This window comes from Actinocorallia sp. B10E7 (assembly GCF_039871655.1).
GTDB lineage: Bacteria > Actinomycetota > Actinomycetes > Streptosporangiales > Streptosporangiaceae > Actinocorallia.
In genome coordinates, this window is sequence record NZ_JBDPLZ010000004.1 from 799,740 (window position 1) to 815,736 (window position 15,997).

Annotated in this window: 18 protein-coding genes and 1 tRNA gene; 8 read left to right on the forward strand and 11 right to left on the reverse strand. The window is 67.9% G+C overall.

Annotation, left to right across the window (positions count from 1 at the left end):
* The first annotated feature begins 85 nt into the window (after nt 1-85).
* The 4 genes from ABGB12_RS17625 to ABGB12_RS17640 all read left to right on the forward strand — a co-directional run bounded on the left by ABGB12_RS17625 (nt 86) and on the right by ABGB12_RS17640 (nt 3,502).
* The gene (locus ABGB12_RS17625; RefSeq protein WP_347679134.1) at nt 86-1,585 is read left to right on the forward strand and encodes an alkaline phosphatase family protein; all 1,500 of its coding nucleotides are present in this window, start codon (nt 86-88) and stop codon (nt 1,583-1,585) included.
* Between the two features lie 101 nt (nt 1,586-1,686).
* The gene (locus ABGB12_RS17630; protein ID WP_347679136.1) at nt 1,687-2,610 is read left to right on the forward strand and encodes an SPFH domain-containing protein; all 924 of its coding nucleotides are present in this window, start codon (nt 1,687-1,689) and stop codon (nt 2,608-2,610) included.
* A 5-nt stretch (nt 2,611-2,615) separates the two neighbouring features.
* The gene (locus ABGB12_RS17635) at nt 2,616-2,873 is read left to right on the forward strand and encodes a hypothetical protein (RefSeq protein ID WP_347679138.1); all 258 of its coding nucleotides are present in this window, start codon (nt 2,616-2,618) and stop codon (nt 2,871-2,873) included.
* Nucleotides 2,870-3,502: a GPP34 family phosphoprotein gene (locus tag ABGB12_RS17640; protein ID WP_347679140.1), complete on the forward strand. Its 633-nt coding sequence runs from the start codon at nt 2,870-2,872 to the stop codon at nt 3,500-3,502. Before ABGB12_RS17635 ends, ABGB12_RS17640 begins: the two co-directional genes overlap by 4 nt.
* Nucleotides 3,503-3,506: 4 nt before the next feature.
* Here the strand turns inward: ABGB12_RS17640 and ABGB12_RS17645 are convergent, their stop codons facing one another.
* Nucleotides 3,507-4,964 (reverse strand): trehalose-6-phosphate synthase, encoded by a 1,458-nt coding sequence (locus tag ABGB12_RS17645; protein ID WP_347679142.1) that lies wholly within the window; start codon nt 4,962-4,964, stop codon nt 3,507-3,509.
* Nucleotides 4,965-5,040: 76 nt separating this feature from the next.
* Here ABGB12_RS17645 and ABGB12_RS17650 point away from each other — a divergent pair, with 76 nt between their 5' ends.
* Nucleotides 5,041-5,985: a Ppx/GppA phosphatase family protein gene (locus tag ABGB12_RS17650; protein ID WP_347679144.1), complete on the forward strand. Its 945-nt coding sequence runs from the start codon at nt 5,041-5,043 to the stop codon at nt 5,983-5,985.
* A gap of 95 nt (nt 5,986-6,080) precedes the next feature.
* Nucleotides 6,081-6,154: transfer RNA gene (locus ABGB12_RS17655), tRNA-Pro, on the forward strand.
* 666 nt (nt 6,155-6,820) lie between these two features.
* Here the strand turns inward: ABGB12_RS17655 and ABGB12_RS17660 are convergent.
* From ABGB12_RS17660 to ABGB12_RS17690, 7 genes are all read right to left on the reverse strand, one after another.
* On the reverse strand, nt 6,821-7,150 hold the full coding sequence (locus tag ABGB12_RS17660) for a hypothetical protein (protein ID WP_347679146.1): 330 nt from the start codon (nt 7,148-7,150) through the stop codon (nt 6,821-6,823).
* A 519-nt stretch (nt 7,151-7,669) separates the two neighbouring features.
* Nucleotides 7,670-7,909, reverse strand: a complete 240-nt coding sequence (locus tag ABGB12_RS17665) for a hypothetical protein (protein ID WP_347679148.1) — start codon at nt 7,907-7,909, stop codon at nt 7,670-7,672.
* Nucleotides 7,906-9,486, reverse strand: coding sequence for an MBL fold metallo-hydrolase (locus ABGB12_RS17670; RefSeq protein ID WP_347679150.1), 1,581 nt, complete (start codon nt 9,484-9,486; stop codon nt 7,906-7,908). Before ABGB12_RS17670 ends, ABGB12_RS17665 begins: the two co-directional genes overlap by 4 nt.
* A 374-nt stretch (nt 9,487-9,860) precedes the next feature.
* Nucleotides 9,861-10,205 (reverse strand): hypothetical protein, encoded by a 345-nt coding sequence (locus tag ABGB12_RS17675; protein WP_347679152.1) that lies wholly within the window; start codon nt 10,203-10,205, stop codon nt 9,861-9,863.
* Nucleotides 10,187-10,585 carry a hypothetical protein gene (locus ABGB12_RS17680; protein ID WP_347679153.1) on the reverse strand — a complete coding sequence of 133 codons (399 nt, stop codon included), beginning with the start codon at nt 10,583-10,585 and terminating at the stop codon, nt 10,187-10,189. The genes ABGB12_RS17675 and ABGB12_RS17680 overlap by 19 nt, the downstream gene beginning before the upstream one ends.
* Before the next feature lie 31 nt (nt 10,586-10,616).
* Nucleotides 10,617-10,916 carry a DUF1905 domain-containing protein gene (locus tag ABGB12_RS17685; protein ID WP_347679155.1) on the reverse strand — a complete coding sequence of 100 codons (300 nt, stop codon included), beginning with the start codon at nt 10,914-10,916 and terminating at the stop codon, nt 10,617-10,619.
* Between the two features lie 154 nt (nt 10,917-11,070).
* Complete coding sequence (locus ABGB12_RS17690; RefSeq protein ID WP_347679157.1) at nt 11,071-12,018, reverse strand: hypothetical protein; 948 nt, start codon at nt 12,016-12,018, stop codon at nt 11,071-11,073.
* Nucleotides 12,019-12,386: 368 nt separating this feature from the next.
* Between ABGB12_RS17690 and ABGB12_RS17695 the strand changes: the two genes are divergently transcribed.
* Complete coding sequence (locus ABGB12_RS17695; RefSeq protein ID WP_347679159.1) at nt 12,387-12,791, forward strand: hypothetical protein; 405 nt, start codon at nt 12,387-12,389, stop codon at nt 12,789-12,791.
* Complete coding sequence (locus ABGB12_RS17700; RefSeq protein ID WP_347679161.1) at nt 12,788-13,063, forward strand: hypothetical protein; 276 nt, start codon at nt 12,788-12,790, stop codon at nt 13,061-13,063. Before ABGB12_RS17695 ends, ABGB12_RS17700 begins: the two co-directional genes overlap by 4 nt.
* Before the next feature lie 42 nt (nt 13,064-13,105).
* Here ABGB12_RS17700 and ABGB12_RS17705 read toward each other — a convergent pair whose 3' ends face one another.
* From ABGB12_RS17705 to ABGB12_RS17715, 3 genes are all read right to left on the reverse strand, one after another.
* A complete protein-coding gene (locus tag ABGB12_RS17705) occupies nt 13,106-13,435 on the reverse strand; it encodes a hypothetical protein (RefSeq protein WP_347679163.1) in 330 nt (109 codons plus the stop codon).
* A 291-nt stretch (nt 13,436-13,726) separates the two neighbouring features.
* Nucleotides 13,727-14,944, reverse strand: a complete 1,218-nt coding sequence (locus ABGB12_RS17710) for an IS256 family transposase (RefSeq protein WP_347679206.1) — start codon at nt 14,942-14,944, stop codon at nt 13,727-13,729.
* Nucleotides 14,945-15,151: 207 nt separating this feature from the next.
* Nucleotides 15,152-15,754: a transposase gene (locus tag ABGB12_RS17715; protein WP_347679165.1), complete on the reverse strand. Its 603-nt coding sequence runs from the start codon at nt 15,752-15,754 to the stop codon at nt 15,152-15,154.
* Nucleotides 15,755-15,997 lie beyond the last annotated feature (243 nt).

Consider the following 15,997-nt stretch of genomic DNA (forward strand, 5'->3'; position numbering starts at 1 on the left):
ACCCAGCGGGGGTGGGCACGGGAGACCCGGGTTGATCGAATTCCGGTGGGCGCTCGCCCCTCCGCACGCTCTCCAAGGAAAAGACATGAGACGTCGCATCCTGGCCCTGCTCGCGGCCTCCGTCCTCGGCTCCGTCACCGCCGCCGTCCCGGCCACCGCGCCTGCGAACGCCGCCGCGCCCGGCAACCGGCACGTCGTCGTCTTCGGCATCGACGGCGCCCGCTGGGACAAGATCCAGTCCTTGAACCTGCCGACCATCGACAACCTCATCGCGACGGGCTACTCGTCGCCGACATGGCTGTACTCCAGTCCGCTCGCGCAGACGCTCTCCGGACCGGGCTGGTCCACCAACCTCACCGGCACCTGGCCGGACAAGCACAAGGTGATCGATAACTCCTTCACCGGCAACGCCCTGCCCTCGACGCCCAGCTTCATGAACATCGTCGAGGCGGACAACAGCGCGTTCGGCACCTACGCCGGCGTCGACTGGAAGCCGATCGGCGACCACATCATCGGCAGCGGCCTCGACCGCGAGTACGTCCTGAACGGCGACGCGAACGGCTACCCGTCCGAGGACACGAAGATCCAGAACGACGCGGCTTCCTACATCAAGAACAACGGCCCGCACGCGTCGTTCGTGTACTTCGGCGAGGTCGACATCGCAGGCCACAACTCCGGCGGGGCCAGCACCGCCTACGCGCAGGCGCTGCAGTCGACGGACGCGCGCATCGGCGCGGTCATCGACTCCATCAAGAGCCGCCCGAACTACGCCAACGAAGAGTGGCTGTACATCGTGACGACCGACCACGGCCACACCAACACGGGCGGCCACGGCGGCAACAGCAAGCTCGAACGCCAGTCGTTCGTCATCGCGTCCGGGTCCGGCGTCCCGGTGTCGTCGCCGTCCATCAAGGCGAAGAACGTCGACGTCGCCGCCACCGTCTTGGACTACCTGGGCGTGCCCAGGCCGTCGAACCTCGACGGGCGGTCGATCCTCACCGCGAGCACCGACCCGTTCGACGCCAAGTGGTCGTCGCTGGCGCCCCGCCAGGACGAGACCGGCATCCCGGCGTCCACGTTGGGCTGGACCCGGTCCTTCCCGACAGGCTGGACCGTCGACAACAGCTCCATGGGCAGCGGTGGCGTCACCGAATGGCGCGGCTGGACGCTCACCGACGACGAGTTCTGGACCTCCACCCAGACCGGCCAGAACCGCGAGAACAACGTCCGCGCCCGCGGTGTCTTCGCCGTCGCCGAGAGCGACGAGTGGGCCGACAAGACCTTCTCCGGCACGTACAACACCACGCTCCTCTCCCCGAACGTCCCCGTCGCGGGCCGCACCACCCTGCCCGTTTCGTTCGTCTCGCACTACCTGCAGGAGGGCAACCAGCGCGCGACCGTCCTGATCTCCTTCGACGGCGGAGCCGACCAGCAGCTCCTGCAGTACAGCGCCGACGCGAAGTCCCGGGTCGTCAACCTGACCGCCGCCGTCCCGGCGGGCGCGCAGAACGCGAAGATCAAGTTCCGCCTGTCCAACGCCGACAACAACTGGTACTGGGTCGTCGACGACCCCCGGTTCGGCTGATCCTTCTCTTGGGGCCCCGGCTGCGGCCGGGGCCTTTTCGCGTTGAAAAAGTGATATCACTTTGCTAGGTTAAAGACATCGTCAAGATGAGGAGAACCGCCATGAGCGAGCTCGTACAACCCCCCGTCCCGCAGGTGCGGGAGAAGATCGCTTTCGGTGCGTCCGGCTGGCCCGTCCTGGGTGGCGTGGTGCTGGGAATGGCCGCCGGCACCGCCGCCTTCGTCGTGGGCGCGGTGCTGGCAGGCGACGGCGAAGGCGGAGCGGCCGGCCCCGCCCTGATGACTCTGGGCGCGCTGGTCTTCGTCGGCGCGCTGACCATCTCGGCCGGGCTCACCGCCGTCGCCCCCGGCGAGGCCCGCGTCCTGCAGCTCCTCGGCCGCTACACCGGCACCGTCCGCACCGACGGGCTGCGCTGGGTCAACCCCCTCACCCAGCGGCGCCGGGTCTCCACCCGGATCCGCAACCACGAGACCGACGTGCTGAAGGTCAACGACCTGGACGGCAACCCGATCGAGATCTCCGCGGTGGTCGTCTGGCAGGTCAAGGACACCGCCCGGGCCGTCTTCGAGGTCGACGACTTCGTGGAGTTCGTCGCCATCCAGACCGAGACCGCGGTCCGGCACATCGCCAACAGCTACTCCTACGACGCCCACGACGGGCAGGGCCTGTCCCTGCGCGACAACGCCGAGGAGATCACCGCCCGCCTGTCGGAGGAGATCGGCGCCAGGGTCGCCGCGGCCGGAGTGCAGATCACCGAGTCCCGGCTCACCCGGCTCGCCTACGCGCCGGAGATCGCCCAGGCGATGCTGCGCCGCCAGCAGGCCACCGCGATCGTCGCCGCGCGCAGCCGCATCGTCGAGGGAGCGGTCGGCATGGTGGAGATGGCGCTGGCCCGGCTGGCCGAGGACGAGATCGTCGAGCTGGACGAGGAGCGCAAGGCCGCGATGGTCAGCAACCTCCTGGTGGTCCTGTGCGGAGACAGAGACGCCCAGCCCGTCGTGAACACCGGAACCCTCTACGCCTAGAGCCCATGGCCACCGAGCGGAAGAAGATCCTGCTCAGGCTCGACCCGGCCGTGCACGACGCGCTGGCGCGCTGGGCCGGGGACGAGCTGCGCAGCACGAACGCCCAGATCGAGTTCCTGCTGCGCCGCGCCCTGTCCGAGGCGGGAAGGCTGCCGTCGGGAGTGGGCAGGATGCGCGGCCCGGGCCGTCCCTCCCGGGCCGCCGCGGAAGAGGAACAGGCGCCTGAGCCGCCGGAACCACCCGAATCCCGAGAAGGGGAATGACCGTGGAAATGCCCGACACCCTGCCCCAGCGGATCTACCTCCTGGCACTCGACCCCGAACGGGGCAAACCGCCCGTGGGCACCCACCTCAACGAGCTGGTACGGGCCGCCGCCCTCACCGATCTCTACCTGTCGGGGCACCTGGCCGACGAGAAGGGCCGGGCCGTCGTGGCGGTCCGGCACCCCTGCCACGATCCCGTCCTGGAGGCGGTGCTGGAGGAGCTGGCCTCCTCCAAGCCCCGCAAATGGCAGCACTGGGTGGGACGCCGGGGCCGGCAGACGACGCTCGCCGTCCGCGAGCAGATCGCGAACGGCGGATGGGCGCGCGTCGAGGAGCGCAAGATCCTCGGGCTGTTCCCCACCTACCGGATGACTCCGCGCGACCCGCGGCTGCGCGGCAGGCTGCGCGGCCGGGTGTCGGCGGCGCTGCGCGACCCGCTGTCCCGGGTCGACCCCGTGGACGCGGCCCTGGTCGCCCTCACCGAGGCCGGGAAGCTGCGCGGGGTCCTGGACAGGAAGGCCAAGCGCACCCACAAGCGGCGGCTCAAGGACCTCGCCGAACGCACCGGCCCCCTGCCCAAAGCGCTCAAGAGGACCCTCGAGGCGCAGAACGCCGCCGCGAGCGCCTGACGGCTCAGGCCAGGAGTTCGATCTCCTCGGGGGCCTCGCCCGCCCCCTCGTTCCGCAGGGCCGTCAGGAAGTTCTCCGCCCAGCGGCTGACGTCGTAGTCCGCGACCTTGCGGCGCATGGAGCGCATCCTGCGCTGCAGATCCAGCGGCTCTGCCCGGATCGCGGCCAGCAGGGTGCGCTTCAGGCCGTCCACGTCATAGGGGTTGACCAGGAAGGCCCGGCGCAGCTCCGCGGCCGCGCCGGCGAACTCGCTGAGCACCAGCGCGCCCCTCAGATCCTTGCGCGAGGCCACGTACTCCTTGGCCACCAGGTTCATGCCGTCCCGCAGCGGGGTGACGACCATGACGTCGGAGGCCAGGTACAGGGCGGTCAGCTCGGCCCGGTCGTAGCTGGTGTGCATGTAGTTGATCACAGGGGCGCCGAGCTGGGAGAACTCCCCGTTGAGCCGGCCCACCTGCTGCTCGATGTCGTCCTTGAGCAGCTGGTACTGCTCGACCCGCTCCCGGCTCGGGGTGGCGATCTGCACGAACACCGCCTCGCCCGGCTTGAGCTCGCCGTCGGCCAGCAGCTCCCCGAACGCCTCCAGGCGCTGGGTGATGCCCTTGGTGTAGTCGAGCCGGTCCACGCCGAGCAGGATCCGATCGGGGTCGCCGAGCTCGGCGCGGATGTCCCTGGCGCGCTCCTGTACCTCGGGGCGGGCCGCCAGCTCCGCCAGCTCGCCGACGTCCACGGAGATCGGGAACGCCCTGGCCTGGACGGTGCGGCCCTCGAACTGGATCTGGCCGCTCTGCGCCCGGACGTCCACGACGCGGCGGGCCATCCGGATGAAGTTCGCGGCGCCCGCGGGGAGCTGGAAGCCCACGAGGTCGGCTCCGAGCAGGCCTTCGATGATCTCCTTCCGCCAGGGCAGGCGCTGGAAGAGCTCCACCGGCGGGAAGGGGATGTGCAGGAAGAAACCGATCTTCAGGTCGGGGCGCATCTCCCGGAGCATCTTGGGCACCAGCTGGAGCTGGTAGTCCTGGACCCAGACGGTCGCGCCCCGGGCCGCGGCCTCGGCGGTGGCCTCGGCGAAGCGCCGGTTGACCCGCACGTAGGAGTCCCAGGTGCGGCGGTGGTACTCCGGCGGGGCGATGGCGTCGTGGTAGAGGGGCCAGAGAGTGGCGTTGGAGAAGCCCTCGTAGTAGAGCTCGACCTCTTCGCCCGACAGGGGGACAGGGACCAGGCGAAGGCCGTCGTCGTCGGTGAACGGCTCGGCCTCCTCGTCGGCCGCGCCGATCCAGCCGATCCACGCGCCGTCCCGGCCGCGCATCAGGGGCATGATCGCGGTCACCAGGCCGCCGGGGCTCCGGCGCCAGCCCACCTCCCCCTCCGGACCCACAAAACGGTCGACAGGAAGGCGGTTTGCGACGACGAGGAAATCACTCACGCGATCTTCATACCCCGTTTCTGGTGTTTTGTGCATCTTCCGCCACATTGGGAACGTGAAGCTCACCACCCGGCTTCACCTGCGAGGATCGTTTGTTCGGTACTTTCGACGTATGAGACTGGGCGTCCTCGACATCGGATCCAACACCGTGCACTTCCTCGTCATGGACGCGCACCAGGGCGGAAGACCCCTGCCCGCCTACTCCCACAAGACCGAGCTGCGTCTCGCCGAACACCTCATCGACGGCCACAGGCTGTCGGACGAGGGGGCCGGGCAGCTCCACAAGCTCGTCGCCGAGGCGCTCGAGATCGCCGAGGACAAGGGCGTGCAGGAGACCCTGGCCTTCGCGACCTCCGCGGTCCGGGAGGCCTCCAACGGGGAGGAGATCCTCGCGCGCATCAAGTCCGAGCTGCAGACCGACATCGAGGTGCTGTCCGGGATCGACGAGGCCCGGCTGACCTTCCTGGCCGTCCGCCGCTGGTTCGGCTGGTCCTCCCACCGCCTCCAGGTCTTCGACATCGGCGGCGGCTCCCTGGAGATCGCCACCGGCATCGACGAGCAGCCCGACGCCGCCTTCTCCCTGCCGCTGGGCGCCGGCCGCCTCACCCGCGAATGGCTCACCCTCGACCCGCCCGACCCCGACCAGATCCGCTCCCTCCGCCGCCACGTCCGCGCCGAGATCGCCGACCGCATCGGCACCGTCACCCGCTTCGGCTCCGCCGACCACGCCGTGGCCACCTCCAAGACCTTCAAGCAGCTGGCCCGCATCGCCGGCGCCGCCCCCAGCGCCGAAGGCCCCTTCGTCCGCCGCGTCCTCCCGCGCACCGCCCTGAAGGACTGGGTCGAACGCCTCTGCGAAATGCCGATCTCCACCCGCATGCAGATCCCCGGAGTCTCCCCGGGCCGAGCCTCCCAGCTCCTCGCCGGCGCCCTCGTCGCCGAAGCCGCCATGGACCTCTTCAACCTGGAGGAACTGGAGATCTGCCCCTGGGCCCTCCGCGAAGGCATCATCCTCCGCCGCCTGGACCTCCTCCCCGGCGAACCCCTCTCCTTCTGACCCCCGCCCCGCCCCAACCGATGTGCGCTACCCCCCCGACTGCGCTAGAGTTATGCCCGTCGCCAACGCCCCAGACGGGACGAAAGCGACAGTCGCGGGACGTGGCGCAGCTTGGTAGCGCACTTGACTGGGGGTCAAGGGGTCGCAGGTTCAAATCCTGTCGTCCCGACGGTAAAGCAGCAGGTCAAAGGCCTGATCGCTCACTGAGCGATCAGGCCTTTCGGCTTTGTGACCGTCGTTTGACCGCGGCCCCGAACGTGCCGACCGGTCCCGATCGCTGCTTCTGGATCCCAGCTCTGACCGGGTGTCCGCGGTCGAAGAGCTTTGGCCGGCCTTCGTGTTCAAACGAACTCCACACGGACTGGCCACTTCGCGGTGGCTGCCCGATTTTGCTGGCCGCCGCGGCAGAAAATCTACGCCGTAAAGGCGGCTGGTGGGTGGCCCTGCTTGAACTGGCAGGGAGACGCACGGAGGCGATGAATCCAAGGGGTTTCATCCTTCCAAAGCCCCAACAACCGCCTGCTGGTCGCAGGCAAGACGTGGCGTTCAAGGTTCCCAAGCTGGCAGTGCGGGTTCGATTCCCGTCACCCGCTCCACGTTTTCCCAGCTCAGTGACTTGATTTGGGGCACTTGATCTTTTTACAAGATCGTTTGTTGCAGGGGCAGGGTGCGCTTCGCTGACATCTAGAGAGGCCAGCCAGACCAGATCGGTATGGCTGGTCGCTTTGGGGCTTTTTGTGCTGCCCATGATGATCTCGTCAAAGGGCTTGGCCGACAGCCTCCGTTCGTCAAGAGCGGGAGGTCGTGCCCTTAACCGCGAGGCAGGGGTGGTCTCTCAGCACCCGGCGAAGTCAGGTGCCCACGTGAGCAGGATTCCGCTTTGGTCGGCGACGGAGGTCCATCTTGGGTCGGTCGGCTGCTTCTCCAGGACGAGGACCGGCCGGATTCGATCATCTGGGTGCGTTGATCGAAGCTGGTGGGCGTAGTCCAGGATCTGGCCGATTCCCAGTCGAATCTGCTGCTCCTCGCTTGTGCCGGTCAAGCTCTTGACCTCAGCGACGAAGACATCGTCATCGTGCGTCCATCCCGCGTCGAATCGCGGGGCGTTACGCGCGTGCTGGCGAGCCTTGATTTCCTTTTGGGCTAGATGTTCGATGAGCGCCACGACCGTGGACTCGTGTGCTTCCGTACCCTTGTCAAGGGCGGTGAGGTCGACTGCCAGAACCCCTGACTCACGGTGGGCACTGGGTGCCGCTCAAGCGGTCCACCCAAGATTCCGTCCCCAACCTGGGAAAGAACGAGGACGTGCCCATCGTTGCCTTGGACGCGTTGCAACTCCCGGCAGCGTGCCGGGCAGCCGTTCATCAGGTCCGTGAAACCGCCTCCGTCCACCACGCATACGTGGTAGCCCCTATCGCGCTCCTGCGCGGCTCGCACGGGCTTCTGGCTGTACTCCCGGCGTGTGTCGGTCACTGCTTGACTTGCCAGATCCCCGTGAACAAGGACCGTGATCTTTCGTGAGAAGTCCGGCTTCCAGCGCGCGCCGCGCCGAGGAACGCCTTGGGAACGTCCGGCTGCAGGTGGAGTGAGATCGTCCATTCGTAGTGCAGGCTCACGAACACGCATTCAAGCAGGTGGACCGATCCCTCCTGCCGTCGCTCGACGTGCTGGATCTTCTCGACCGTCAACGTGAACGCGCGGCCAGGCCGAGGCCGCGGGCGAAGCCGCGGAAGACCTCCAGCCGAGCCGGACGGGTGTCGTTCTGCTGGACCTCTTGGCCGCCGAGCCTGCGGCTCCCTGCCCCGGCTTCTTCCCCCAGGGTCGCGTCGTGCTGGGCACCGTCTTGTCCATCGGGGGTTTCACCGGGGTCTCCGTCGTTTTCGGCGCTGTGCGGAAGGTCCCGCTCGGCGCGCGACCGGGTCACCGGATGCGCAGGAGATGGAGCATGCGGCCCAGGCCGGTGTCCTGGTAGACCTCCCCGATCTGGGCTGTTCCGACGGCGGCGAAGTGGCCCAGGAGCCAGCGGGTGTACACGTCATCGGCATCCCACAGCGGGACCTTGCCGGACAGGTCGGAAACCAGGCGCGCCGCAGGCTGCCCGCCGTTCTGGATCAGCGCCGCGTCATCGGGGCAGCAGAGCACCGACCGGGGAGCCGCGCCCTGCGGACGCCACAGCACCCGCACTTCGGCACCCGCGTGATATGGGTCGAACGGACACGGACGATAGGCGTCCCCGAGTCGGGCGGCGCGTGCCAGCGCGAGCTCGGCGGTGAACAACTGGATTTCATCGGTGGCCATGTACAGGTCTCCCGGATCACCTGCCCGCCACCCCTCCAGAAGCGACCGCGCAGCCTCCAACGGCCTGCCCGTCGCCGCCTCCTCCTGGAGGAGTTCCTGCTCCAGACCGCTCATGATGTGCAACGCCAGCGCCCGCCCACGGGCCAGATCATCGACCATGTCCGCAGGGACGCCGAACCCGTCCTCCCGGTTCGCATCCGCAAAAGAGCGGCCGCTCCCGGAAACGGCGGTGCGCGAGCCCGGAAAGGCGTCCGTCCCGGAGAGGAGAGGGGCCGGGTCGGCTGTTCCGAAGGCCTGGGTGGAGCCGGCTGGGGATTCGGTGCGGCGGGACCGGCCGTCGCGGTGGACGGGGATGACTTGGCGGGCGTTCAGCAGGGTGGCGGCCTCTGCGGCCCGGGGGCCGTCGAGGGCGAGGACGGCGATGTCCACGGGGCCGAAGCGGGAGGCGATCTGGCGTACGACGTCCAGGGACGCGTCGCCGCCGGAGACGTAGAGGGCGGGGAGGTCGGGGGCTGTGAGGATGAAGCCGGTGACCTCGCCCGCGGGCGACTCGCAGCCGTCGGCGCCGTGTCGGGCGGGGACCGCGGTGACCGTGAAGGGGGCGCCGTGAGGGCGGGTCAGGTCGAGGGACCTCCATGGCGTCATGCCGAGGGCGGAGCCGCCCAGGTGATGGGCTCCGGCGGTCGTGGTGAGGAACAGGGGGACCTCGTCCAGGAAGGCTCGGACCGAAATATCCAGATCCAGGTCGTCAGGATGCTGGTAGTGGGAGAGCAGGACCATGCCGATGCGGCCGAGGGCCGTCTCGGTGCGGAACTCGCCGTCGCCGACCGGGTGGCCGCCCGGATCGCCGAAGGCGGGATCGACCAGGATCTTCAAGCCATCGATCTCGATCAGGACGGTCGGGCCGCCGAGAACCCGGACCCGGACCCGTTCGGGGGATTCCAGCCAGGCGTTGAAGCGGGCGAACGCGTGGCGGCACTCGGCCAGAGCGCGCAGCGCGGCCTCGCTCTCGCGGTCTTCGGCGAAAGCCTCCTTGGCCTTCTCGTAGGCGTCGCGCGCGAGGGCGTACTCCCCCATCAGGCTCATGCTATGGAAGTCCTGGTCGGATGCGGAGAGACTCCGGGTGAACGCCTCGGTGAGCGCCGTGAACTCGGCGTCGATCGTGGCGAGCTCGCCCCGCCGCCGACGCAGGAAGCCGAACATGTCGTACCCGCCTCTCTCGATTCCTCCGCGATCATACGGATCGCAGCATGAGGAGCGGTCTGTCCGCGCCTTCGTCTTCATGACGGTCGGGGAGAGCCTCCGGTTCGCTCTCGGGCACGGCAGTGTCCGCTGTGCGCAGATTCGTCGTGACGTCGGCGATGACGGATTCGAGCCTGTCACGGGCGCTCGCCGGTTCGCCTATCCGGCCCAGGGGTTCGGCCCCTGCTTGAGGACGGTGAGATCACCGGCCTGGCCGGTCGGCCACAGGTCGATCTGGTAGAGGAAGTGCTCGCCGGGGCCGCCGTTGGTGTCGGCGGCCGGTGGCGCGGACGAGATGTAGGAGATCCGGACGCGCAGGCGTCCGGCGGGGACGGTCAGGCTCGGTCCGTCATCCGGGTGGGCCCCTGGGCTGGATACGGAGAGACGGCCGGTGGGGCGTCCAGGTCGGTCTCCACGATGTGCTCGGCCGTCGGCACCGGCGCGAAGGCGTGGATGGTGATCAGCGATTCGACCATGTCGTCCCGGGCGGTGCCGACGGAGATCGAGTGGGGCTCCGCCCCGATGCGGTGGATGTGGACCGCCTCGTCGGTCCAGCCGCCTGGCGGCAGGTCGGGGTCCATCGCGTGTTCGGCCATCCATGTGTCATAGGGTTCGAGGTCCTGGATGTAGAACTGTCCGTGATCGGCATCGATGAGGAACTTCAGCGAAGTATCGGCCACCGCCGCAGGCTATGGGGTTCGCAGCGCTGGTTGAAGCGGTCGCTCTGCTCCACGAGGGGTTCCTGCCGACGTCGCGGCCGACCGGCCGGCATGTGCATGGTCAGCTCGTCGGCCGGCCCGACCTGGCACAGGAGCGTGAACTGCTCGCGCAGCCAGGCGCGGAAGAGCCCGAACAGACTGCCGGTGTCGCCCAGCGCCGAGTGCTCGAGCTTGGCCAGCTCTGTGGTTAACGCCCCCACCAGGCAGCCGTAGCTCTGGATGCCGGCGCGGTTGTCCACCGCGATCTCGACGAACCCGTGGACCCGGCCCAGTGGCCCGGGCTCCTTGGTCTCCCACCCCGCCAGTATCCGCCGGGTGGCCTCCAGCCGCACGGCGATCACCGCGTCCAGGATCTCGTGGTTGTCGCTGTCGTCAGAGGCCGATGGGCTCGACGGTCACGGTGGTGCTGTCGCCTGCGGCGAGGCTTTCGGCCACATGGACGGCACGCTTGATGGGCAGGACGTAGCTCCCCGGGGCGCTGTCGGGGAAGATCGAGGTTTTCCAGCTGGTGTCGCCGATTGTGACCCGTACCCGAAGGGAGCCGAAGCCGCGAGCGAACCCGGCCGCCAGGTCACGGATGTCCTCGGACGCCTCGACGGGCAGGCTGACGAAAGTCCAGCTGTCGGCACGCCGAGCATTCCAGATCCAGAGTTCGGCATCGAATACCACCATAAGGTCACCATCGCAGACGGGACCGACAGTCCACCGGCGCACTCTCATGCCGCGAGTCGGCAGTGGTCATCCCTCCGCATCGGGGATCTCTCGCCCCTGTCAGTGTCAGGATGCTGCGGGTGGCGGGATGCCGGTCAGACGGATAGGCAGATGATCAGTAGAGAGGGGATTCGTAGCGCGAGAACCTCAGTTCGTAGCCGACTTCGCGTCCTGCTGGGGTCAAGGCCTGGCCACCGGAGGTCGTCGACCAGATCCAGGGCATCACGTGGTGGGCGGGGTCGTCTGCGGGGGCGGCGCTGATGGTGTGACGTAGCACGATGCGCATTTCTTCGAGGGCTTCCAAGCTGGCGAAGGCGTAGTCGAAAGCTCGCTGTCGGCCGTCTTCCGCCGTTGCGAAGGCCACTGCGATGGCCTGCGTGGCGGGGTCGGGTGGTTCGACTTTGTCCATGGGCCGGGTGGGCGTCGCCGATGGGCCGGTCGGCGGGGTGCCGAGTCTCTGCGAACGCCACTGTGACCATGTCACGTCGGTGTCCCGCACCGCTGCGGTGAGGAGAGAGACGGCCTGTCGCTGGAGAAGGGCCGTCCCCTCGCCTGCCCAGATCGTGGCGATGACGCCGAGGACCTGATCCCAGGTCACGTGCGCGTAGCGCATCCCAGGCTGGAGCGACGGGTCGCTCGTCGGCATCGGTGGAGTCAGATAGGTCAGGTCGATGTCGGCGGACGGGTAGTGATGGGCCGCGAGCTCCAGGTAGGTCGGGATCTGGGCGGCTCGATGACTCGTGGGCGCGGTTTTCAACTCGATCATCCAGACGCGGTCCGGCCACAACAGGGCGTAGTCGGGGAATCCACCCGCCTCGCTCTCCGTCCTTCTCGAGAGCTCGAATTCATCGACGAACATCGGCTCTGACCGCCACGGCACCGTGGCGAAACACAAGGACTCCAGATGCCGAAGAAACTCCACGCCCTTGGCTGACGGACGGTGACGGCTGTTCCACCGCGGATAAACGTCATCAAGGATCAACATCGTCAGCAGCCGCTGGCAGAACTCCTCCCGGCCGAGTCTCAACCGGCCCAGCAAGGACAACGGGTCCTCGATCGCCACAGACGGCCTCCCAGGACGATGCCAGCCACTCACCTCAGGAAAAGGAAGACGCCGCACGCACTCTTCCGCCACGCCGCATAGCCGGACCGTACCCCTCAACACCAGCACAGCACCGACGAACGTCCTCTTCTGCCGCCTGCCGGACGCAGACCTCCCGTGCTGAGGCCGCTCCGCTCTGCTGATGGTCTGCTTGACTGGGTGTATGAAGCTGCCTGGGGCGAACCGGCCGTTCGGTGGGATCTGGTCCGGGGCGACGAGCTCGGCACTCTGCTGGAGGGGGTCGAACCGCCGGATCTGTGGTTCGTCGACGAGCTCGTCGAGTGTGCCGCCAAGGTCGTCGCCCGGTCGGCGGGCGGTGTCTCTATTTCGTGGGGCGTTCCCCCGACAGCATCTTCGACCTGCTCAGCGGTGCCTTCAGCGGGACCTCGTGGCGCAACCGGGTGTTCCAGCTGCCGCTGTCCCTCTACGGGCCAGCCGGCGGCGGCTTCAACGACGCCGAGCGGGCCCAGCTTCGCGCGAACCTCACGGCGCAGGGCCTGTCACCCGACAAGCTCGCCCACCGGCGCGGACAGGCCGTCTTCGCCGACCTGGTCTACGAAGGATCGACCTTCGAGAACCTGTTCTTCGTCCTCGCCGACTGGGCGCACGACGACCGCGTCCTGCGGCACGGTCTGCGATTCATCGGCATCACCAGCCGGAAGAAGACGAGCCCAACACCTGGCGCTGGCACCAGCACGCCGAATGGACGGACCGGCTACCCGGACGGTCCGTGACGAATGTGTCCATCAGCCCGCGGCTTCGGAGTTACCTCGGCAACAGCCAGATCAAACTGACCCCTTCATTCAGCCGCAAGCTCTGGCAGAACGAGGACGTCGGCTCTCCCCGCCACGATCCCGCCACCCGCGCCGCACTCGCCGAAGCCGTCGCCCTGACCCAACTGGGCCGAAGCGCCGAACTCCGCGCGAAACTGGCTCGCGCCATGGCGGCAGAACCGACCTGCAGGGAGCCCTGGCTCCGATCATTGATCATCGAACTCAAACGCTGACCCCCTTCCGGCCCGGCCACGCCGAGCTGAGCGGGTGTCCGTTCACACGTCAAGCCGGATGCTCGTGTATGAACGATGCCCATGGACGTCGTCGCGCTGGAAAATGCCCTGGAGGACGTGTTCGACCATGCCGTGATCCATCACGGGTTCGTCGACTATATGCGGGACTACGAGCTCATCGTCTATGTGACGGCAGATCCGAAGACCGGGATCCTCCCGGTGTATCTGCGCTATCTGTTCCGCTGCTGCGTCGAGGCCCGGTGCGAGTCGACCGTCGCCAAGAGCATGTGGAAGAAGTCCCTCGATGAAAGACTCATCGATTACGAAACCGGCAAAGACCTGGACGGCTACGTCTGGGGCGTGAAATGGCACAGCCTCTGTCCCGGTGCCGTGATCGTCGGTGAATCACCGACCGCCGCGGCCTGGGCCGAGGAGGTCGGGATCGATTTCCACGAGGTCCGCATCCAGACCGACGCCCACGACCTCACCCTCGTCTTCTCCGACCTCGAGGTCGGCGAGTTGCCCGCCTCAGACCCCCGGGTACGCCAGAACGAGGTGAGCTGGATCCTCAGGGACGCAGACTCGGAGCTGTGGCCCGTCCGCGCGCGGGCGGGGCGCCTAGGGGTCTGTTTAGCGAATGGTGGGACAGGTTGTTGTTTCTGTTCAGTGATGGTTGCGGGTGAGGCGGCCGTCGAAGGCGAGGTCGAAGGCGCCCAGGGCGGCTTTCCAGCGTCGGCCCCAGCGGGCCTGCCCGGTGCCGGTCGGGTCCAGGCTCATCAGCGCCAAATAGACGCATTTCAGGGCGGCCTGCTCGTTGGGGAAATGTCCCCGGGCACGGACGGCCCGGCGGATACAGGCGTTGACCGATTCGATGGCGTTCGTCGAGCAGATGACCTTCCGGATTTCGATGTCGAAGGCCAGGAATGGCACGAATTCGGGCCAGGCCTGGTCCCAGAGGCGGACGATCGCCGGGTATCGGCTTCCCCATGTGTCGGCGACTTCGCACCAGCGCTCGAGGGCGGCGGCTTCGGTCGGGGCGGTGTAGACGGGTTTGAGGGCTTCGGCGAGCCTGGGCCAGTGCTGGCGGGGCACGTAGCGGAACGTGTTGCGCAGCAGGTGGACGATGCATGTTTGCACGACGGTCTGCGACCAGGTCGCGTTGATGGCCTCGGGCAGGCCTTTCAGCCCGTCGCAGACGGCCATGAGCACATCCCGAATACCGCGGTTCTTGAGCTCGGTCAGGACGTGGGCCCAGAATTTGGCGCCTTCTCCTCCCTCGCCGGCCCAGATCCCGAGGATGTCCCGGAATCCGTCGGCGGTGACCCCGATGGCGAGATAGATCGGCCGGTTCGCGACCTTTCCATCACGAATCTTCACGTGGATGGCGTCGATGAACAGAACGGCGTAAACCGCATCGAGCGGACGGTTCTGCCATTCTGTCATGCCTTCCAAGACCCGGTCGGTGATCGTCGTGATCGTTGCTTTCGACACTTCCGTCCCATAGATCTCGGCCAGGTGGGCCGAAATTTCGCCATGAGTGAGGCCTTTAGCCGAAAGCGATAGGACCATGTCGTCGACCCCTCCGAGGCGGCGCTGGCGCTTGCGGACGATCTTCGGCTCGAACGAGGCGTTCCGGTCCCGCGGGACCTCGATCTCGGCGGGCCCGACGTCGGTGACGACCGTCTTGGGCCGGTTGCCGTTGCGGTGGTTGACCACCTCGCCCGGATCGGTGACCTCGCCGTGGCCGCGGCCGAGATGAGCGTCCATCTCGCCCTGCAAAGCGGTCTCCAGCACGAGCTTCACCAGCCCGGCCAGCATCCCGTCACGGCCGACGAGTTCCCTGCCTTCGGCCTGGGCCTCCTTGACCAGCCGGCCCACCAGAGCCCGCTGCTCGTCCTGCTGCTTCTTCTTGTCCTGCCGCGAACCGGACAGACCGGCCTCCACGATCTCGGGGGAATCCTCGCTCACAGTGTCTCCTCAGATTCTCTGAGTCACACCCTTCGTGGAACAGTCCCCCGCCTAGCGGCCTCTACGAAGATTCCCGAGGCGGCCGAGGTGCTAGTGGTCGCGCCCGTTAATTCGTCGGGGTCATGCAGCCAGCGGGTGTGGTGCGTGCCGGTCGTGGCGCCTGATGCGGGCTAGGAGCCGGTTGAGGTCGGTACGGGTGAATCGCCAGTCGAATGGCCGGGCTGTGGCGTTGTAGCGGTTTTCGAAGGCGAGGATCTGGGCGGCGAGCTCGTCGAGGTCCTCGAAGTCGTCGGGGGTGAGGAGCTTGCGCTGGATGACGGAGAAGTAGACCTCGATCTGGTTGAGCCAGGAGGCGTGAACCGGCAGGTGGACCATCTGCGCGTTGGGGTAGGCGTCGCTGAGCCGGGCCGCGGCCGCCCAGTTGCGGTGCGAGGCGCCGTTGTCCACGATCCAGAAGACCCGCCTGGCCGAGGCGTAGGGCTCGGCCTGCATGACCTGGTCCACAAGCGCGGTGAACGGCTTGATTCCGGTGGACGGCTCGCACCTGCCGAAAATGCGGGCGCGGTGGACGTCATAGGCGGCAAGGTAGGCCAGGGTCCCGCAACGGTGGTATTCGCTCTCGGCGCGCATCGCCCTTCGGGGCCCGGGCGGCAGCGGGAGGTGGAGACGCATCCGCGCCTGGACGCCGGGTTTTTCGTCGGCGCTGAGGACGTAGTCGTCCAACGGTGGTATTCGCTCTCGGCGCGCATCGCCCTTCGGGGCCCGGGCGGCAGCGGGAGGTGGAGACGCATCCGCGCCTGGACGCCGGGTTTTTCGTCGGCGCTGAGGACGTAGTCGTCCAACGGTGGTATTCGCTCTCGGCGCGCATCGCCCTTCGGGGCCCGGGCGGCAGCGGGAGGTGGAGACGCATCCGCGCCTGGACGCCGGGTTTTTCGTCGGCGCTGAGGACGTAGTCGTCCTGGTCGA